The organism is Klebsiella variicola (assembly GCF_000828055.2).
In the GTDB taxonomy this organism is placed as follows: Bacteria; Pseudomonadota; Gammaproteobacteria; order Enterobacterales; family Enterobacteriaceae; genus Klebsiella; species Klebsiella variicola.
In genome coordinates, this window is record NZ_CP010523.2 from 4,525,366 (window position 1) to 4,541,882 (window position 16,517).

The following is a 16,517-nucleotide window of genomic DNA, read 5'->3' on the forward strand; positions in this document are numbered from 1 at the left end:
TTGTAGCATCCCCCTAATTCATTACCGAGTCTCTATCATGTCTGAGCCGAAAAGGCTGTTTTTTGCGCTTGAACTGCCGTCTGCCGTCCAGAAACAGATCGTCCAGTGGCGGGCAAGCCACTTCCCCGAGGATGCCGGCAGGCCCGTCGCGGCGGATAACCTCCATCTGACGCTGGCGTTTCTCGGCGAGGTGAGCGCGGAAAAACAGCGGGCGCTGGCCGCCCTCGCTGGCCGGCTGCGCCAGCCGGGCTTTACCCTGACACTGGACGATGCCGGACAGTGGCTGCGCTCGCGGGTGGTCTGGCTCGGGACCCGTCAGCCGCCGCGCGGCCTGCTGCAGCTCGCCAGTATGCTGCGCGCTCAGGCGGCGCGCAGCGGCTGCTATCAGAGCCCGCAGCCGTTTCATCCGCATATTACCCTGTGGCGCGATGCCCGCCAGGCGGTGCCGATCCCGGCTCCCGGCTTTCACTGGTCGTTTCCGGTGAACGAGTTCGTGCTTTATGAGTCCAGCTTCGGCCGGGGGCGCACGCGCTACACGGCGCTGGAACGTTATCCGTTTCATAAGGAAAGTTGATGCAGTTTGATCCGCCGTTACAGCCCGCTATTTTGCTTAAACGTTACAAACGATTTCTTGCTGACGTGATTACCCCCGATGGCCGTGAGCTGACGCTTCACTGCCCCAATACCGGCGCAATGACCGGTTGCGCCGCCCCGGGCGACACCGTCTGGTATTCCACTTCTGACAATGCGAAGCGCAAATATGCCCACACCTGGGAATTAACTGAAACGCAGCAGGGCGCGGTTATTTGCGTCAATACGCTGCGCGCGAATTCGCTGGCAAAAGAGGCGATTTCCGCCGGAATAATCCCTGAGCTTTCCGGCTATAACCAGCTGAAAAGCGAAGTGAAATATGGCGAAGAGAATAGCCGTATCGATATTATGTTACAGGCAGATGACCGACAAAACTGCTATATTGAAGTGAAATCGGTTACGTTGGCGGAGAAAGAATACGGTTATTTTCCCGATGCGGTGACCACGCGCGGTCAGAAGCACCTGCGGGAGCTGATGGCCGTCGCGGCAAATGGCGACCGTGCGGTGATTTTATTTGCCGTTTTGCATTCGGCAATTGACCGTTTCTCTCCCGCGCATCATATTGATGCCAGATACGCACAGCTGTTAACAGAAGCCCGCGACAAGGGGGTGGAAATTCTCGCCTGGAAGGCGGAACTTTCTACGACGAAGATGACTCTGAATAAGCCGATTGCCGTGGTGTTAAACCCCGGGAAATAAGTGGCTAAATAGTGTTCGGGTCGCAAGCGCGAATACGCTTTTCTTCACAGGGTTGTCAAGTGTAACGTTTAGATAATTGCTATCCGGAAAAGCATCTGCTATTTATAGCGGCCTGATTTTCCCCCACATGGGGATCGATAGTGCGTGTTAAGGAGAAGCAACATGCAAGAAGGGCAAAACCGTAAAACATCGTCCCTGAGTATTCTCGCCATCGCTGGGGTGGAGCCGTACCAAGAGAAGCCGGGCGAAGAGTATATGAACGAAGCCCAGCTGGCGCACTTCAAGCGTATTCTTGAAGCATGGCGTAATCAACTCAGGGATGAAGTGGATCGCACCGTAACGCACATGCAGGATGAAGCTGCTAACTTCCCGGATCCGGTAGACCGTGCCGCCCAGGAGGAAGAGTTCAGCCTGGAACTGCGTAACCGCGACCGCGAACGTAAACTGATCAAAAAGATCGAGAAAACGCTGAAAAAAGTTGAAGATGAAGACTTCGGCTACTGCGAATCCTGCGGCGTGGAGATCGGCATTCGCCGTCTGGAAGCGCGTCCGACTGCGGATCTGTGCATTGACTGCAAAACCCTGGCGGAAATTCGCGAAAAACAGATGGCGGGCTAATCCCCTGCTGCCTCACTCTCTGGCGGGAGTCTCTCCCGCCTGGTTCTGTTGTCCGTAACATGACTGACTCACGCTATATTGGGCGCTTTGCTCCCTCCCCCTCCGGTGAACTCCACTTCGGCTCTTTGATTGCCGCGCTCGGCAGCTACCTGCAAGCCCGCGCGAACCAGGGTATCTGGCGCGTTCGTATTGAAGATATCGACCCGCCGCGCGAAGTCCCCGGGGCCGCCGACACCATTCTGCGCCAGCTTGACCACTACGGTCTGCACTGGGACGGCGACGTGCTCTGGCAGTCGCAACGACATGAAGCTTACCGCGAGGCGCTGGCCTGGCTGGGTGAACAAGGGCTGAGCTATTACTGCACCTGCACCCGCGCGCGGATCCATGCCGTAGGCGGGATCTACGATGGTCACTGCCGCGACCTCGGGCTGGGGGCGGAAAACGCCGCGCTGCGCCTGCGCCAGACCCGTCCGGTGCTGCAGTTCACCGATCGCCTGCGCGGCACGCTGGTCGCCAACGAGCCGCTGGCGCGCGAGGATTTTATTATCCACCGTCGCGACGGCCTGTTTGCCTACAATCTGGCGGTGGTGGTTGATGACCACTTTCAGGGGATCACCGAGATCGTCCGCGGCGCTGACCTGATTGAGCCGACGGTCCGGCAGATTTCACTGTATCAGCATTTTGGCTGGCAGGCGCCGGACTACCTCCATCTGCCGCTGGCCCTCAATGCTGACGGGAATAAACTCTCTAAACAAAACCACGCACCGGCGCTGCCGGAAGGCGATCCGCGCCCCGAAATTGTCCGGGCGCTCCGGTTTCTTAATCAGGACATCGCCCAGGACTGGCAAGCCCTGAGCATGGACGATTTACTCAGTCAGGCCGTCGCCAACTGGCAGCCCGCAAAAATCGAGCATTCTCAAATGGCTCCCGCTGAGCTATGATTAGCCGCTATTTTTATACTGTACAGTTGATCTGAAGTCCGTCTGACACTACGAGGTGCACCATTTTTACCCGAGTCGCTAATTTTTGCCGTAAGGTGCTAAGCCGTGAGGAGCGCGAGGCAGAAGCCGCCGTCGAACCCATGCCTATGACGGTGATCCCGCGTGAGCAGCATGCTATTTCCCGCAAAGATATCAGTGAAAACGCCCTCAAGGTCATGTACCGCCTCAACAAGGCAGGCTACGAATCCTGGCTGGTCGGCGGCGGTGTCCGCGACCTGCTGCTTGGCAAAAAGCCGAAAGATTTTGACGTCACCACCAACGCCACGCCGGATCAGGTGCGCAAGCTGTTCCGCAACTGCCGTCTGGTCGGGCGACGTTTCCGCCTGGCGCACGTCATGTTCGGGCCGGAAATCATTGAAGTGGCCACCTTCCGCGGCCACCACGAAGGGCACACCACCGATCGCGTGACCTCCCAGCAGGGCCAGAATGGCATGCTGCTGCGGGATAACATCTTCGGCTCGATCGAAGAGGATGCCCAGCGTCGCGACTTCACCATCAATAGCCTTTATTACAGCGTGGCTGACTTTACCGTTCGCGACTACGTCGGCGGCATGAAGGATCTGCAGGACGGCGTGATCCGCCTGATCGGCAATCCGGAAACCCGCTATCGCGAAGATCCGGTACGCATGCTGCGCGCGGTGCGCTTTGCCGCCAAGCTGGATATGCGTATCAGCCCGGAAACGGCTGAACCGCTGCCGCGCCTGGCCACCCTGCTCCACGACGTGCCGCCGGCACGCCTGTTTGAAGAGGTGCTTAAGCTGCTGCAGGCCGGGTATGGCTACCAGACCTACATGCTGCTGCGCGAATACAACCTGTTCCAGCCGCTGTTCCCGACCATCACCCGCTACTTTACCGAGCGCGGCGACAGCCCGATGGAACGGATCATCAGCCAGGTGCTGAAGAACACCGATAACCGCATTCATAACGACATGCGCGTCAATCCGGCCTTCCTCTTCGCGGTGATGTTCTGGTATCCGCTGCTGGAGACGGCGCAAAAAATCGCCCAGGAGAGCGGCCTGGCATACTACGATGCCTTCGCTCTGGCGATGAACGATGTCCTGGACGAAGCCTGCCGTACGCTGGCGATCCCTAAACGCATCACTACCCTTATTCGTGATATCTGGCAGCTGCAGCTGCGCATGTCCCGTCGCCAGGGCAAACGCGCCTGGAAACTGATGGAGCATCCGAAATTCCGTGCCGCCTACGATCTGCTGGAGCTGCGCGCCGGGGCGGAAAACAACAGCGAACTGCAGCGTCTGACCAAATGGTGGGGCGAATTCCAGGTCGCCGCGCCGCCGGAACAAAAAGACATGCTCAACGACCTCGGGGACGATCCGGCGCCACGCCGTCGCCACCGCCGTCCGCGCAAACGCGCGCCGCGTCAGGGTAACGCATGACCCTGGTCTATATCGCGCTTGGCAGTAACCTTGCTTCTCCGCTGGAGCAGGTGCAGGCAGCCATCCGCGCGCTGGGCGATATTCCGCACAGCCGCGTGGTGAACGTCTCTTCGTTCTACCGCACGCCGCCGCTGGGCCCGCAGGATCAGCCGGACTATCTCAACGCCGCCGTCGCGCTGGAAACCACCCTGGCGCCCGATGCGCTGCTCGATCACACTCAGCGCATCGAGCTGCAGCAGGGTCGGGTGCGCAAAGCTGAACGCTGGGGACCGCGCACGCTCGACCTCGACATCATGCTGTTTGGCGATGAGGTCATCAATAGCCCGCGCCTGACCGTTCCGCACTATGATATGAAAAACCGCGGCTTTATGCTCTGGCCGCTGTTCGAGATCGCTCCGGATCTCCATTTTCCTGACGGCCCTGCGCTGCGCGCCGTGCTGGATGATCTGGGCGCGGAAAAACCCGCGAGCTGGTAATCCCCTCTCCTTTTTTAGCATTTGCGGCGATCGTCGTAATCGGTTGCCCAAAATCATTGCCCCTCTGAATGCTGCTGTTAGAATGCCGGTTAATATGACTTTCATCATCAGGAAATGTTATGAAACCGACCACCATTGCCCTGCTGCAGAAATGCAAACAGGAAAAGAAGCGCTTTGCCACCATTACCGCCTACGACCATAGCTTCGCGAAGCTGTTCGCCGATGAAGGCATTAATGTGCTGCTGGTGGGCGATTCCCTGGGAATGACGGTACAGGGTCACGACTCCACCCTGCCGGTCACCGTGGAAGATATCGCCTATCACACCCGCGCCGTCCGCCGCGGTGCGCCGAACAGCCTGCTGCTTGCCGACCTGCCGTTCATGGCCTACGCCACCCCCGAACAGACCTTCGAAAATGCGGCCATCGTGATGCGCGCTGGCGCCAATATGGTCAAACTCGAAGGCGGCGCCTGGCTGGCCGATACCGTGAAGATGCTGGCGGAACGCGCGGTGCCGGTTTGCGGCCACCTCGGCCTCACGCCGCAGTCGGTAAACGTATTCGGCGGGTATAAAGTGCAGGGGCGCGGCGATGCAGCGCAGACCCTGTTTGACGACGCATTAGCGCTGGAAGCGGCTGGCGCGCAGCTGCTGGTGCTGGAGTGCGTCCCGGTAGAACTGGCGAAACGCATTACCGACGCCCTGACCATTCCAGTGATCGGCATCGGCGCGGGCAACGTCACCGACGGGCAGATCCTGGTGATGCATGACGCATTCGGGATCACCGGCGGCCACATCCCTAAATTCGCCAAGAATTTCCTTGCCGAAGCGGGCGACATCCGCGCCGCGGTACGGCAGTATATTGCCGAAGTTGAATCCGGGGTCTATCCGGGCGAAGAACACAGTTTCCATTAAGGAGTCTTGTTGTGCTGATTATTGAATCCGTGCTGCTGCTGCGTCAGCATATCCGCCGTCTGCGTCAGGAAGGTAAGCGTATCGCGCTGGTTCCGACGATGGGCAACCTGCATGATGGTCATATGAAGCTGGTTGATGAGGCTAAAGCCAGCGCGGACGTGGTGGTGGTCAGTATTTTCGTCAATCCGATGCAGTTTGACCGCGCCGACGACCTGGCGCGCTATCCGCGTACCCTGCAGGATGATTGCGAAAAGCTGAACAAGCGCCATGTCGACTTTGTCTTCGCGCCGACGCCGGCGGAAGTTTATCCCCAGGGCACCGAAGGCCAGACCTACGTCGACGTCCCCGGCCTGTCCACTATGCTGGAAGGCGCCAGCCGCCCGGGCCACTTCCGCGGCGTGTCGACCATCGTCAGTAAGCTGTTCAATCTGGTTCAGCCGGACGTCGCCTGCTTCGGCGAGAAAGACTTTCAGCAGCTGGCGCTGATCCGCAAGATGGTCGCCGACATGGGCTACGATATCGAGATTATCGGCGTGCCGATCGTCCGCGCGAAAGATGGCCTGGCGCTGAGCTCGCGTAACGGCTACCTGACCGCCGACCAGCGCAAAATCGCTCCCGGCCTCTACAAAGTGCTGAGCGCGGTGGCGGAAAAACTGGCCGCCGGCGATCGCCAGCTCGATGAGATCATCGCTATCGCTGAACAGGAGCTAAATGAAAAAGGCTTCCGCGCCGACGACATTCAGATCCGCGATGCCGACACCCTGCTTGAGCTGACGGATGCCAGCCAGCGCGCGGTGATCCTGATGGCCGCCTGGCTGGGTCAGGCCCGCCTGATCGACAACCAGATCGTCACGCTCGGTCAGTAGACAGCGGGTAAAAATCGGGCAATACTTGCCCGGGCTTTTCTCAGGGCGGACGACCTGTCCGCTCTGCTACATTAAGGTTGAAGGGTAGAAGTTATGATGCGTAATATGCTGCAGGGCAAGCTCCACCGCGTAAAAGTCACGCAGGCTGACCTGCACTATGAAGGTTCATGCGCCATTGACCAGGATTTCCTGGATGCGGCCGGTATTCTGGAGAATGAAACCATTCACCTCTGGAACGTCACCAACGGCAATCGTTTCTCCACCTATGCGATTGCCGCCGAACGGGGTTCCAGAATCATCTCCGTCAACGGCGCCGCCGCGCACTGCGCCAGCGTCGGCGATATCCTGATCATCGCCAGCTTCGTCACCATGTCGGACGAAGAGGCGCGCACCTGGCAGCCCAACATCGCCTACTTCGAAGGCGACAATGAAATGAAGCGCCAGGCGAAAGCCATTCCGGTGCAGGTCGCCTGATGACCGCGGCGCTGCGCTCAGGCGCAGCGCCGGTATTACCCCTGCGGCTGGTTACTGATCAGCCGCGACATCGTCTCCAGCGAATCCGTGCGTAAGATATATAACCGCTTTAACAGAAACGGATTGTCACCCGGCTTCACCTTCCCACGCACCGTTGTCACCGCCATATGAAACCCGGCGTCATTCGCCGCCTGCACCGCCGTGGCGTTATAGCCGCCGAAGGGATAGGAAAGGTAGAGAACATGTGGATTAAACTGGCTGAGCGCCCGGCGCGAGCGGGCGAAATCAAACAGAATATTATGGTAATTGCGGCTGAATAAAATCGGCCGGCGGCCGGCGTCAACCCGATGCAGGAAGTGGGTATGCGACTGAATATCAAAAACATCCTGGATCTGCCGGAGCTCAGAAATACTCATGAACTGCAGCGATTTCGGATCCCATTTCTGCGGATGGCGCTTAATACGCGAGGAGATAATAAACGCGGTGGCATGAAAACCGTACTGCTTTAGTACCGGATAGGCGTAACGGTTTACCGATTTCAGGCCGTCATCGAAGGTGATGACCACTGCCCGCGCCGGAAGGTTGATTTTATTACGCACATAGCCTTCCAGCTGATACAGGGTCAGCGTGGTATAGCCCTGATCGCGCAGCCAGGTCATCTGGTTGTTGAAGGCGCGTACCGAGGTCGTGGTCGAGGTATGGCGGAAACGGGTGTTCTCTTCGTCGCGCAGAATGTGATGATAGGTCAGTACGGGAATACCATTATCTTCCTGTGCATCCAGACTGCTGACCCACGCCAGCCGGTCGCCAATGCGGATCTGAAACCAGGTCTGATTGAGCCGGTCTTTTAGCTTGCTGAGGATCGGATAGCGCAGGTTAGTGGCCAGCGTACCAAACGGCACGCTGCTCACGGCGGGTGTGTTGTAGAGCGGCGTATCTTTCCAGGTGAGCAAATTCTGGTTACTCAACGGTTTATTGAGATCCCCCAGTCGGTCCTCCACTCGCTGCTTACCCTGTACCGGCTCGAGGTGGCCTTTATCAATAAACCCGGTGCCGAAGCCGAAGCGAAATTCATAATAGTCAGCCGCCGTCGGGACGACCGCGAGGATCTGCCCGGCACGCACATTGCCGACGCTGACCACATGATTCCCCACCTGCGCCCAGATGACCGCATCTTCGGTGGTCTGCATATAGTGTACAGGCTTGCCCTGCTGGCTAAGCAGACTGGCGGAAGCGCTGAGCGAGGTCAGTAAAAGAAGCAGCGTAAAAAATCGGGCAAGCATGCGCATCGAACCGGTAAACCATCAACGGCAGTTATTGTAACAAAAGCAGCATCTGTCACGCTGTTTAATTTCCGAAGGTATCATGGCGCAAGCGGAACGGGGGATTCTTCTGCTGCTGATGCCACAGGCTGCTCACCATCGGCCCGCCCGCGCTGACGATGGCCTGGCGAAACGCCTCGCTGCTTAACGTGTTCCGCAGCAGATACATTCGCTCAAGTAATGAATAGCTGACGCCGGAGATCACTTCGCAGTGGGTATGTTTGTGGCTCATCAGCGCCGCGGCCCGATAAGGCGCCGCGCCGGTTCTGTCGGTCAGGAAAATGACCCCGTCCCCGGAGTCGGTGGCATGCAGCGCATCGCACATCATCCGGCTCAACATATTACTGCTGAGATTGCGCCAGTAATTGACCGCCCGGCACTGGGCCAGCGGACCAAATTTTCGTTCAAGACGATCCAGCATCTCCTGCGCCAGCTCATCGTGGCAGGTAATGACCCAACCAAGCATGCTTCCCTCCTTAGCCAGCCAACAATGTAGCAAGGGGAGGATGACGTATCGGTGATGGCGGTCAAAGATAAGCGGTTAGCGCTTCGCGTATTGGCATCAGGAAGCGCTAACCGTGATGAACATCAGCTGCGCAGGCCGCGGCCGCGCTGGATTAACGACCAGCAAAGCAGATAGAAGGCGACGATGAAGACCACCAGCACCGCAAAGGTGGTCACCAGCGGCACATCGTTGATACCCAGGAAGCCGAAGCGGAAACCGCTGATCATGTAGACGATGGGATTCAGATGCGACAGCCCCTGCCAGAACGGCGGCAGCAGGGTCAGCGAGTAGAACACCCCGCCGAGGTAGGTCAGCGGCGTCAGCACAAAGGTCGGGATCAGGCTAATGTCGTCAAAGGTCTTGGCAAACACCGCGTTCAACAGGCCCGCCAGCGAGAACAGCACCGCGGTGAGGATCAGCGTCAGGGCGACAAACAGCCAGGAGTGAACCTGGAACGGCACAAAGAACAGTGATACCGCCGTCACCAGGATCCCCACGCACAGTCCGCGCGCCACGCCGCCGCCAACGTAGCCAGCGATGATCACATGCGTCGGCACCGGCGCCACCAGCAGCTCTTCAATATTGCGCTGAAACTTGGCGCTGAAGAACGACGAGGCGACATTGGCATAAGCGTTGGTGATCACCGCCATCATGATCAGGCCCGGCACGATAAACTGCATATAGGTAAAGCCGTGCATCTCGCCGATGCGCGACCCGATCAGGTTGCCGAAAATCACGAAGTACAGGGTCATGGTGATCACCGGCGGCACCAGCGTCTGGATCCAGATGCGCATAAAACGGTGGATCTCTTTGGTCCAGATGCTTTTCAGCGCGACCCAATAAAGCTGCATCATGCTGACTCTCCTTTTCGCTCATGCACCAGCGTGACAAACAGCTCTTCCAGACGGTTAGCTTTGTTACGCATACTCAGTACCTGCACCCCCTGGGCGCTCAGTTGGGCAAAGACGCTGTTAATCCCCTGCTCGCGCAGAACCTCGACTTCCAGCGTCGAGGTATCGACCAGTTGATACTGGTAGCCTTCGAGCTTCGGTACCGGGCTTTTTGGCGCGAGGTCAAGAATAAAGGTCTCTGACTTCAGCTTCGAAAGCAGCGCTTTCATCGAGGTGTTTTCCACCAGCGCGCCGTGCTGGATGATGCCGATGTTGCGGCATAGCATTTCGGCCTCTTCGAGATAGTGGGTGGTCAGGATAATGGTGGTTCCGCGATCGTTCAGATCCTTAAGAAAGCCCCACATTGAGCGACGCAGTTCAATATCGACGCCAGCGGTCGGTTCGTCGAGGATCAGCAGCTTCGGCTCATGCATTAGCGCGCGGGCGATCATCAGGCGACGCTTCATCCCGCCGGAGAGCATCCGCGCGCGTTCGTTGCGTTTTTCCCACAGATCGAGCTGTTTTAGGTATTTTTCGCTGCGGGCGACAGCTTCTTTGCGTTCCACGCCGTAGTAGCCCGCCTGGTTAACGACAATCTGCTGCACGGTCTCGAACGGGTTGAAGTTAAATTCCTGCGGCACCAGGCCAAGCTGACGCTTGGCATTGACGACGTCTTTTTCCAGATCGTAGCCAAAGACATTGACCTGACCGGAGGTTTTATTCACCAGCGAACTGATGATGCCGATAGTCGTGGATTTTCCGGCCCCGTTCGGCCCCAGCAGGGCATAGAAATCCCCCGCCTCGACCTGCAGGTCGATTCCCCGCAGCGCCTGAACCCCGCCGGGGTAGGTTTTTTTGAGCTGTTTTAATTCCAGAGCAATGGTCATTAAATATCTCTTCTCGTGTCGTGACACGTCATTAACCCGCCTGACTCACGTTTGCGTTCTACTGGCGCTGGCGCCGCCAACGCATCGGTAGCCTGACGTATCACGGGTTAAGATGGTTTTAAAAAAGGTGAGCTTACCCTATATTAGCGCAACGCACTTACTTGGTTACAGGCCGATAACGTCCATGAATGATATAGATACACTCATCAGCAATAATGCACTATGGTCAAAAATGCTGGTGGAAGAGGACCCCGGCTTTTTTGAGAAACTGTCGCAGACGCAGAAACCGCGCTTCCTTTGGATTGGCTGCTCTGACAGCCGCGTTCCCGCTGAGCGACTTACCGGCCTGGAACCTGGCGAACTGTTTGTCCATCGTAACGTCGCTAACCTGGTGATCCACACCGACCTGAACTGCCTGTCGGTGGTGCAGTATGCCGTCGATGTCCTCGAAGTCGAGCACATTATTATTTGCGGCCACTACGGCTGCGGCGGCGTGCAGGCGGCGGTGGAAAACCCGGAGCTGGGGCTTATCGACAACTGGCTCCTGCATATCCGCGATATTTGGTTCAAGCACAGCTCACTGCTAGGTGAAATGCCGGAGGAGCGCCGTCTGGATACCCTTTGCGAACTCAACGTGATGGAGCAGGTGTACAACCTGGGACATTCGACGATTATGCAATCGGCGTGGAAGCGCGGACAGAAGGTCACCATCCACGGCTGGGCATATGGCATTCACGACGGGCTGCTGCGCGATCTGGATGTCACCGCCGTGAGCCGGGAAACCCTCGAACAGCGCTATCGCCACGGCATCTCCAACCTCAAGATCAAGCACATCAACCACAAATAGCCTTCAGGCTTAGCCCCCCTGGAGAGCGCGGCGCGCGCTGTCCTGGGGGGATATCTCTTACTCGTCCAGCAGGGTAACTTTGCCAATATACGGCAGATGACGGTAGCGCTGGGCGTAGTCGATACCGTAGCCCACCACGAACTCGTCCGGAATGGCGAAACCGACGAACTCAACCGGGACATTCACTTCACGACGGCTTGGTTTATCCAGCAGCGTACAAATGGCCAGCGATTTCGGCTCGCGCAGGCTGAGGATCTCACGCACTTTAGACAGGGTATTGCCGGAATCGATGATGTCTTCCACGATCAGTACATCTTTACCACGGATGTCTTCATCCAGATCTTTGAGGATTTTCACATCACGGGTGGTGGACATGCCGCTGCCGTAGCTGGAGGCGGTCATAAAATCGACTTCATGCGGCACCTGCACTTCACGGCACAGGTCGGCCATGAACATAAATGAGCCGCGAAGCAGCCCCACCAGCACCATTTCGCTGCCGCTGTCCTGATAATGTTCGTTGATTTGACGACCCAGTTCCGCGATGCGCGCTTTGATCTCGGATTCCGGGATCATCACTTCTACAGTATGTTTCATAAGACTAACCATTTGATTCTAAATATAAATCATCAAAGCCGCTGCTTTCGCCCCGACGATGACCGGCAAGCCATCCAGTATACCAGCAAAAAGAAATCTTCGGTGCAGGGATTAATAAAGCCATATTTGTGATTCCGATCACACTTGTTAAAACCTATAATTAATTGCAGTTAAAAAATTAACAAACACATGAGTAACTTTCTATGGCTGAAACAAAGTCTCAACAATCAAGGCTCCTGGTGACGCTGACTGCGCTATTTGCAGCGTTCTGCGGCCTCTATCTTTTAATCGGCGGAGCATGGCTGGTCGTGCTTGGCGGCTCCTGGTACTACCCTATCGCCGGTCTGGTGATGCTGGGCGTGACCGTGATGCTGCTGCGCGGCAAACGCGCTGCGCTGTGGCTGTACGCTGCGCTGCTGCTGGCGACCATGATCTGGGGCGTCTGGGAAGTCGGCTTCGACTTCTGGGCGCTGACGCCGCGTAGCGATATCCTCGTCTTCTTTGGCATCTGGCTGATCCTGCCCTTTGTCTGGCGTCGTCTGCCGGTGCCTTCCGCTGGCGCCGTTGGCGCGCTGGTCGTCGCCCTGCTGATCAGCGGCGGCATGCTGACCTGGGCTGGTTTTAACGACCCGCAGGAAGTCAACGGCACCCTGAGCGCCGACGCCACCCCGGCCGCGCCGATCTCCAACGTTGCCGACGGCGACTGGCCGGCCTATGGCCGCAACCAGGAAGGCCAGCGCTTCTCTCCGCTGAAGCAGATTAACGCCGACAACGTGAAGAACCTGAAGGAAGCCTGGGTATTCCGCACCGGCGACCTGAAGCAACCGAACGACCCGGGTGAAATCACCAACGAAGTGACGCCGATTAAAGTCGGCGACACGCTCTTCCTGTGTACCGCCCACCAGCGTCTGTTCGCGCTGGACGCGGCCACCGGTAAAGAGAAGTGGCATTTTGACCCGCAGCTGAACGCCGATCCGTCGTTCCAGCACGTCACCTGCCGCGGCGTCTCTTATCACGAAGCCAAAGCGGATAACGCGCCTGCCGACGTCGTCGCCGACTGTCCGCGCCGTATTATCCTGCCGGTGAACGATGGCCGCCTGTTCGCGGTGAACGCCGACAACGGTAAGCTGTGCGAAACCTTTGCCAATAAAGGTATTCTCAACCTGCAGACCAACATGCCGGTCACCACGCCGGGTATGTATGAACCCACTTCTCCGCCGATTATCACCGATAAGACCATCGTGATTGCCGGCGCGGTCACCGATAACTTCTCAACCCGCGAGCCGTCTGGCGTCATCCGCGGCTTTGATGTGAATACCGGTAAACTCTTGTGGGCCTTCGATCCGGGTGCGAAAGATCCGAACGCCATCCCGAGCGATGAACATCACTTCACGCTCAACTCACCGAACTCCTGGGCGCCTGCCGCCTACGACGCTAAGCTGGATCTGGTCTATCTGCCGATGGGCGTGACCACCCCGGATATCTGGGGCGGCAACCGCACGCCGGAGCAAGAGCGTTACGCCAGCTCGATTGTGGCGCTGAACGCCACCACCGGTAAGCTGGCCTGGAGCTACCAGACCGTCCACCACGATCTGTGGGATATGGATATGCCCTCCCAGCCGACGCTGGCGGACATTGAGGTTAATGGTAAAACCGTACCGGTCGTCTATGCCCCGGCGAAAACCGGCAACATCTTCGTACTGGATCGCCGTAATGGCGAGCTGGTGGTCCCGGCCCCGGAAAAACCGGTTCCGCAGGGCGCTGCCAAAGGGGATTACGTCGCCAAAACCCAGCCGTTCTCCGATCTGAGCTTCCGTCCGAAGAAAGATCTGACCGGGGCGGACATGTGGGGCGCCACCATGTTCGACCAACTGGTGTGTCGCGTGATCTTCCACCAGATGCGCTATGAAGGTATCTTCACCCCGCCATCTGAGCAGGGCACTCTCGTCTTCCCGGGTAACCTGGGGATGTTTGAATGGGGCGGTATCTCCGTCGATCCGAACCGTCAGGTGGCTATTGCCAACCCGATGGCGCTGCCGTTCGTCTCTAAACTGATCCCACGCGGCCCGGGCAACCCGATGGAGCCGCCGAAAGATGCGAAAGGCTCTGGCACCGAGTCCGGCGTGCAGCCACAGTACGGTGTCCCGTACGGCGTCACCCTGAATCCGTTCCTGTCGCCGTTCGGTCTGCCGTGCAAACAACCGGCCTGGGGCTATATCTCCGCGCTGGATCTGAAAACCAACGAAGTGGTATGGAAAAAACGTATCGGTACTCCGCAGGACAGCCTGCCGTTCCCGATGCCGGTTAAGCTGCCGTTCACCATGGGGATGCCGATGCTTGGCGGTCCGATCTCCACGGCCGGTAACGTCCTGTTCATCGGCGCGACCGCAGATAACTACCTGCGCGCGTACAATATGAGCAACGGCGAGAAGCTGTGGGAAGCCCGTCTGCCAGCCGGCGGTCAGGCCACCCCAATGACCTACGAAGTGAGTGGCAAACAGTATGTTGTCATCTCTGCCGGCGGTCACGGCTCGTTCGGTACCAAAATGGGCGATTACATCGTCGCCTATGCGCTCCCGGATGACGCCAAATAAAACGCAAAACGGCAACGAAAGTTGCCGTTTTTTTTGTGTTTATCCCTTCTCCCCATGGAAGATGGCAGCAGGCCGCAGAGCCCTAAACCGTGAATCCCAACATCATCCCGGTGTCTTCATGCTCCAGCAGGTGGCAGTGGGCCATATAGGCAAACTCCTTCGGCGCCGGATGATCAAACTTCACCAACACTTCACTGACGTCACCTTCCACGCGGACGGTATCTTTCCAGCCGCTGCGGTGCGCGGCTGGCGGCTTGCCGTTCTCGCTGAGGATACGGAACTGGGTGCCGTGGATATGGAACGGATGCAGCATCATGTCGCCCTTACCCGATATCACCCAGCGCTCATACTGGCCTCTGGCCGCGGCAAACATCGGCACATTCATGTCGAAGGCTTTGCCGTTGATGCGGTTGGCGTTATGGAAATCAAACCCCTTGCCTGACGACATGCCATGATCCCGACCAGCCTCGTGGTTCATATTGCTCATATTGCTCATATTGCTCATGTCGCCATGGTGCATATTGCTCATGTCGCCCATGCCGCCATGCCCCATCATGCCGTGGTCCATTCCCGCCATCGCCTGGTCGCCATACTTCTCCATCAGCGCCTGCATGCCCATCCTGTCGAGCATCGGATCCATCGACAGCTGGAGCTGACGCTGCGTCAGCCCCGTCAGGGACGGTAGCGCCGGCAGCGTGGCCAGCGTATCCAGCAGTTTGCCGGAGGCGGGAATGACCAGCGGCTGAACGCGCAGCACCGGCTGTGGTTTATCAAAAGGCGCAATGGCCATGCCCATCTGGCTCACCGGCAGGGTCACCAGATCGAAAGGTTTACCGTCGCTGGTGTCCACCAGCACCTCAAAGCGTTCCCCCATCAACACCGGCAATTCATCGACCTTCACCGGCTCGGCCAACAGACCGCCGTCACTGGCCACCACGTACAGCGGACGCTTATCGCTGGTGGCAAAATTGAGGGAACGGGCATTACAGCCGTTTAGCAAGCGCAGACGGAGCCAGTCGCGCGGGGCGGCATGTTCGGGATAGAGAGCGCCATTGGTCAGCAGCGTATCGCCAAACCAGCCGACAGCGGCGCTCATCACATCCAGCTGGTAGTCGATCTCGCCGGCGGCGGTGAACTTCTTGTCCTGGACAATCACCGGCACATCATCGATTCCCCATTGCTTAGGCAGCAGCAGGCGTCCGCTCTCTTCATCCTCGATCAGCACCAGGCCGGCCAGCCCCATCGCCACCTGCCGGCCGGTGGTCCCATGTTGATGCGGATGAAACCAGCAGGTGGCCGCCCGCTGCGTCGGCGTGAAGCTCACCGTACGGGTGGCGCCCGGGGCGATAACCCCCTGCGGTCCGCCGTCGACCTCGCCCGGGACCTCCAGGCCATGCCAGTGCAGCGTGGTCTCTTCCGCCAGCTGGTTGGTAATGTCAACCGTAATGGTCTTCCCCTGCGTCAACTGTAGCGCAGGACCCAGCAGTGAACCGTTATAGCCCCAGGTGGTGGCGTGCAGAGCGCCAAACTGTGTTTTGCCCGCCTGGATCGTCAGGGCGATACGGTTGCGCGCATCGGCCGTTAACAGCGTCGGTATCGGCAGAGCCGGGCGACTGGCCGCAAAAACCGCACGGCTCCATAGCGGTAATGCGCTGGCCACGCTAACCGCGGCGGTCAGTTTGAGGAAGTCTCGACGTTGCATATTCACATCCTTTTTATTCTGCGGGCGAATATTTGAGCTTAAACCCTACCGTAACGGGAAGGTCAAGCAGAAGAGTAAGAATAAAGATCGGCGCTGTGTAAAGAAGTATGCTAATTTGAAGCGTCGGTGATCTAATGGTAGAA

Annotated in this window: 18 protein-coding genes; 11 read left to right on the forward strand and 7 right to left on the reverse strand. The window is 58.1% G+C overall.

Annotated features, from left to right (window positions below; translation table 11 throughout):
- Positions 1 to 37 precede the first annotated feature (37 nt).
- From thpR to panD, 9 genes are all read left to right on the forward strand, one after another.
- Positions 38 to 574 carry an RNA 2',3'-cyclic phosphodiesterase gene (gene thpR, locus SP68_RS21225; RefSeq protein ID WP_008807387.1) on the forward strand — a complete coding sequence of 179 codons (537 nt, stop codon included), beginning with the start codon at positions 38 to 40 and terminating at the stop codon, positions 572 to 574.
- Entirely contained in the window at positions 574 to 1,290 is a 717-nt protein-coding gene (gene sfsA / locus SP68_RS21230; RefSeq protein WP_022066362.1) for a DNA/RNA nuclease SfsA, read from the forward strand. The genes thpR and sfsA overlap by 1 nt, the downstream gene beginning before the upstream one ends.
- A 162-nt stretch (positions 1,291 to 1,452) precedes the next feature.
- Positions 1,453 to 1,908 carry an RNA polymerase-binding protein DksA gene (dksA, locus tag SP68_RS21235; protein ID WP_007749299.1) on the forward strand — a complete coding sequence of 152 codons (456 nt, stop codon included), beginning with the start codon at positions 1,453 to 1,455 and terminating at the stop codon, positions 1,906 to 1,908.
- A 59-nt stretch (positions 1,909 to 1,967) separates the two neighbouring features.
- Positions 1,968 to 2,849, forward strand: a complete 882-nt coding sequence (gluQRS, locus tag SP68_RS21240; protein WP_008807390.1) for a tRNA glutamyl-Q(34) synthetase GluQRS — start codon at positions 1,968 to 1,970, stop codon at positions 2,847 to 2,849.
- A 62-nt stretch (positions 2,850 to 2,911) separates the two neighbouring features.
- The gene (pcnB, locus tag SP68_RS21245; protein ID WP_071582539.1) at positions 2,912 to 4,306 is read left to right on the forward strand and encodes a polynucleotide adenylyltransferase PcnB; all 1,395 of its coding nucleotides are present in this window, start codon (positions 2,912 to 2,914) and stop codon (positions 4,304 to 4,306) included.
- Positions 4,303 to 4,782 carry a 2-amino-4-hydroxy-6-hydroxymethyldihydropteridine diphosphokinase gene (folK, locus tag SP68_RS21250; RefSeq protein ID WP_012542831.1) on the forward strand — a complete coding sequence of 160 codons (480 nt, stop codon included), beginning with the start codon at positions 4,303 to 4,305 and terminating at the stop codon, positions 4,780 to 4,782. Before pcnB ends, folK begins: the two co-directional genes overlap by 4 nt.
- 119 nt (positions 4,783 to 4,901) lie before the next feature.
- On the forward strand, positions 4,902 to 5,693 hold the full coding sequence (gene panB, locus SP68_RS21255) for a 3-methyl-2-oxobutanoate hydroxymethyltransferase (RefSeq protein WP_012542832.1): 792 nt from the start codon (positions 4,902 to 4,904) through the stop codon (positions 5,691 to 5,693).
- Between the two features lie 11 nt (positions 5,694 to 5,704).
- Positions 5,705 to 6,559 carry a pantoate--beta-alanine ligase gene (panC, locus tag SP68_RS21260; protein WP_008807394.1) on the forward strand — a complete coding sequence of 285 codons (855 nt, stop codon included), beginning with the start codon at positions 5,705 to 5,707 and terminating at the stop codon, positions 6,557 to 6,559.
- Positions 6,560 to 6,652: 93 nt separating this feature from the next.
- Positions 6,653 to 7,033: an aspartate 1-decarboxylase gene (gene panD / locus SP68_RS21265; RefSeq protein WP_008807395.1), complete on the forward strand. Its 381-nt coding sequence runs from the start codon at positions 6,653 to 6,655 to the stop codon at positions 7,031 to 7,033.
- Between the two features lie 35 nt (positions 7,034 to 7,068).
- On the opposite strand, the gene SP68_RS21270 is transcribed toward panD, so the two are convergent.
- From SP68_RS21270 to SP68_RS21285, 4 genes are all read right to left on the reverse strand, one after another.
- Positions 7,069 to 8,322 carry a polysaccharide deacetylase family protein gene (locus SP68_RS21270; RefSeq protein ID WP_008807396.1) on the reverse strand — a complete coding sequence of 418 codons (1,254 nt, stop codon included), beginning with the start codon at positions 8,320 to 8,322 and terminating at the stop codon, positions 7,069 to 7,071.
- Positions 8,323 to 8,380: 58 nt separating this feature from the next.
- Complete coding sequence (locus SP68_RS21275) at positions 8,381 to 8,821, reverse strand: PTS sugar transporter subunit IIA (RefSeq protein WP_008807397.1); 441 nt, start codon at positions 8,819 to 8,821, stop codon at positions 8,381 to 8,383.
- Positions 8,822 to 8,943: 122 nt separating this feature from the next.
- Positions 8,944 to 9,714: an ABC transporter permease gene (locus SP68_RS21280; protein ID WP_008807398.1), complete on the reverse strand. Its 771-nt coding sequence runs from the start codon at positions 9,712 to 9,714 to the stop codon at positions 8,944 to 8,946.
- Positions 9,711 to 10,637 (reverse strand): ABC transporter ATP-binding protein, encoded by a 927-nt coding sequence (locus SP68_RS21285; protein ID WP_008807399.1) that lies wholly within the window; start codon positions 10,635 to 10,637, stop codon positions 9,711 to 9,713. Before SP68_RS21285 ends, SP68_RS21280 begins: the two co-directional genes overlap by 4 nt.
- Positions 10,638 to 10,821: 184 nt before the next feature.
- Here SP68_RS21285 and can point away from each other — a divergent pair, with 184 nt between their 5' ends.
- Positions 10,822 to 11,484 (forward strand): carbonate dehydratase, encoded by a 663-nt coding sequence (gene can, locus SP68_RS21290; protein ID WP_004204385.1) that lies wholly within the window; start codon positions 10,822 to 10,824, stop codon positions 11,482 to 11,484.
- 57 nt (positions 11,485 to 11,541) lie between these two features.
- Here the strand turns inward: can and hpt are convergent, their stop codons facing one another.
- Both hpt and SP68_RS28605 read right to left on the reverse strand, forming a co-directional pair.
- Positions 11,542 to 12,078 carry a hypoxanthine phosphoribosyltransferase gene (gene hpt, locus SP68_RS21295; RefSeq protein ID WP_004204384.1) on the reverse strand — a complete coding sequence of 179 codons (537 nt, stop codon included), beginning with the start codon at positions 12,076 to 12,078 and terminating at the stop codon, positions 11,542 to 11,544.
- Between the two features lie 4 nt (positions 12,079 to 12,082).
- Positions 12,083 to 12,202 (reverse strand): hypothetical protein, encoded by a 120-nt coding sequence (locus SP68_RS28605; RefSeq protein WP_012542835.1) that lies wholly within the window; start codon positions 12,200 to 12,202, stop codon positions 12,083 to 12,085.
- A 79-nt stretch (positions 12,203 to 12,281) separates the two neighbouring features.
- Here SP68_RS28605 and SP68_RS21300 point away from each other — a divergent pair, with 79 nt between their 5' ends.
- Positions 12,282 to 14,672, forward strand: a complete 2,391-nt coding sequence (locus SP68_RS21300) for a glucose/quinate/shikimate family membrane-bound PQQ-dependent dehydrogenase (protein ID WP_040972963.1) — start codon at positions 12,282 to 12,284, stop codon at positions 14,670 to 14,672.
- An 82-nt stretch (positions 14,673 to 14,754) separates the two neighbouring features.
- Here the strand turns inward: SP68_RS21300 and cueO are convergent, their stop codons facing one another.
- Positions 14,755 to 16,374 (reverse strand): multicopper oxidase CueO, encoded by a 1,620-nt coding sequence (cueO, locus tag SP68_RS21305; RefSeq protein ID WP_040972961.1) that lies wholly within the window; start codon positions 16,372 to 16,374, stop codon positions 14,755 to 14,757.
- Positions 16,375 to 16,517 lie beyond the last annotated feature (143 nt).

Bases quoted from the DNA above. Each gene is read 5' to 3' on its own strand.
- dksA (WP_007749299.1), top strand. From the start codon at position 1,453: ATGCAAGAAGGGCAAAACCGTAAAACATCGTCCCTGAGTATTCTCGCC.
- can (WP_004204385.1), top strand. From the start codon at position 10,822: ATGAATGATATAGATACACTCATCAGCAATAATGCACTATGGTCAAAA.
- SP68_RS21280 (WP_008807398.1), bottom strand. From the start codon at position 9,714: ATGATGCAGCTTTATTGGGTCGCGCTGAAAAGCATCTGGACCAAAGAG.
- cueO (WP_040972961.1), bottom strand. From the start codon at position 16,374: ATGCAACGTCGAGACTTCCTCAAACTGACCGCCGCGGTTAGCGTGGCC.
- hpt (WP_004204384.1), bottom strand. From the start codon at position 12,078: ATGAAACATACTGTAGAAGTGATGATCCCGGAATCCGAGATCAAAGCG.
- SP68_RS28605 (WP_012542835.1), bottom strand. From the start codon at position 12,202: ATGGCTTTATTAATCCCTGCACCGAAGATTTCTTTTTGCTGGTATACT.
- gluQRS (WP_008807390.1), top strand. From the start codon at position 1,968: ATGACTGACTCACGCTATATTGGGCGCTTTGCTCCCTCCCCCTCCGGT.
- panD (WP_008807395.1), top strand. From the start codon at position 6,653: ATGATGCGTAATATGCTGCAGGGCAAGCTCCACCGCGTAAAAGTCACG.
- panB (WP_012542832.1), top strand. From the start codon at position 4,902: ATGAAACCGACCACCATTGCCCTGCTGCAGAAATGCAAACAGGAAAAG.
- SP68_RS21300 (WP_040972963.1), top strand. From the start codon at position 12,282: ATGGCTGAAACAAAGTCTCAACAATCAAGGCTCCTGGTGACGCTGACT.
- folK (WP_012542831.1), top strand. From the start codon at position 4,303: ATGACCCTGGTCTATATCGCGCTTGGCAGTAACCTTGCTTCTCCGCTG.
- thpR (WP_008807387.1), top strand. From the start codon at position 38: ATGTCTGAGCCGAAAAGGCTGTTTTTTGCGCTTGAACTGCCGTCTGCC.
- SP68_RS21270 (WP_008807396.1), bottom strand. From the start codon at position 8,322: ATGCGCATGCTTGCCCGATTTTTTACGCTGCTTCTTTTACTGACCTCG.
- sfsA (WP_022066362.1), top strand. From the start codon at position 574: ATGCAGTTTGATCCGCCGTTACAGCCCGCTATTTTGCTTAAACGTTAC.
- SP68_RS21285 (WP_008807399.1), bottom strand. From the start codon at position 10,637: ATGACCATTGCTCTGGAATTAAAACAGCTCAAAAAAACCTACCCCGGC.
- SP68_RS21275 (WP_008807397.1), bottom strand. From the start codon at position 8,821: ATGCTTGGTTGGGTCATTACCTGCCACGATGAGCTGGCGCAGGAGATG.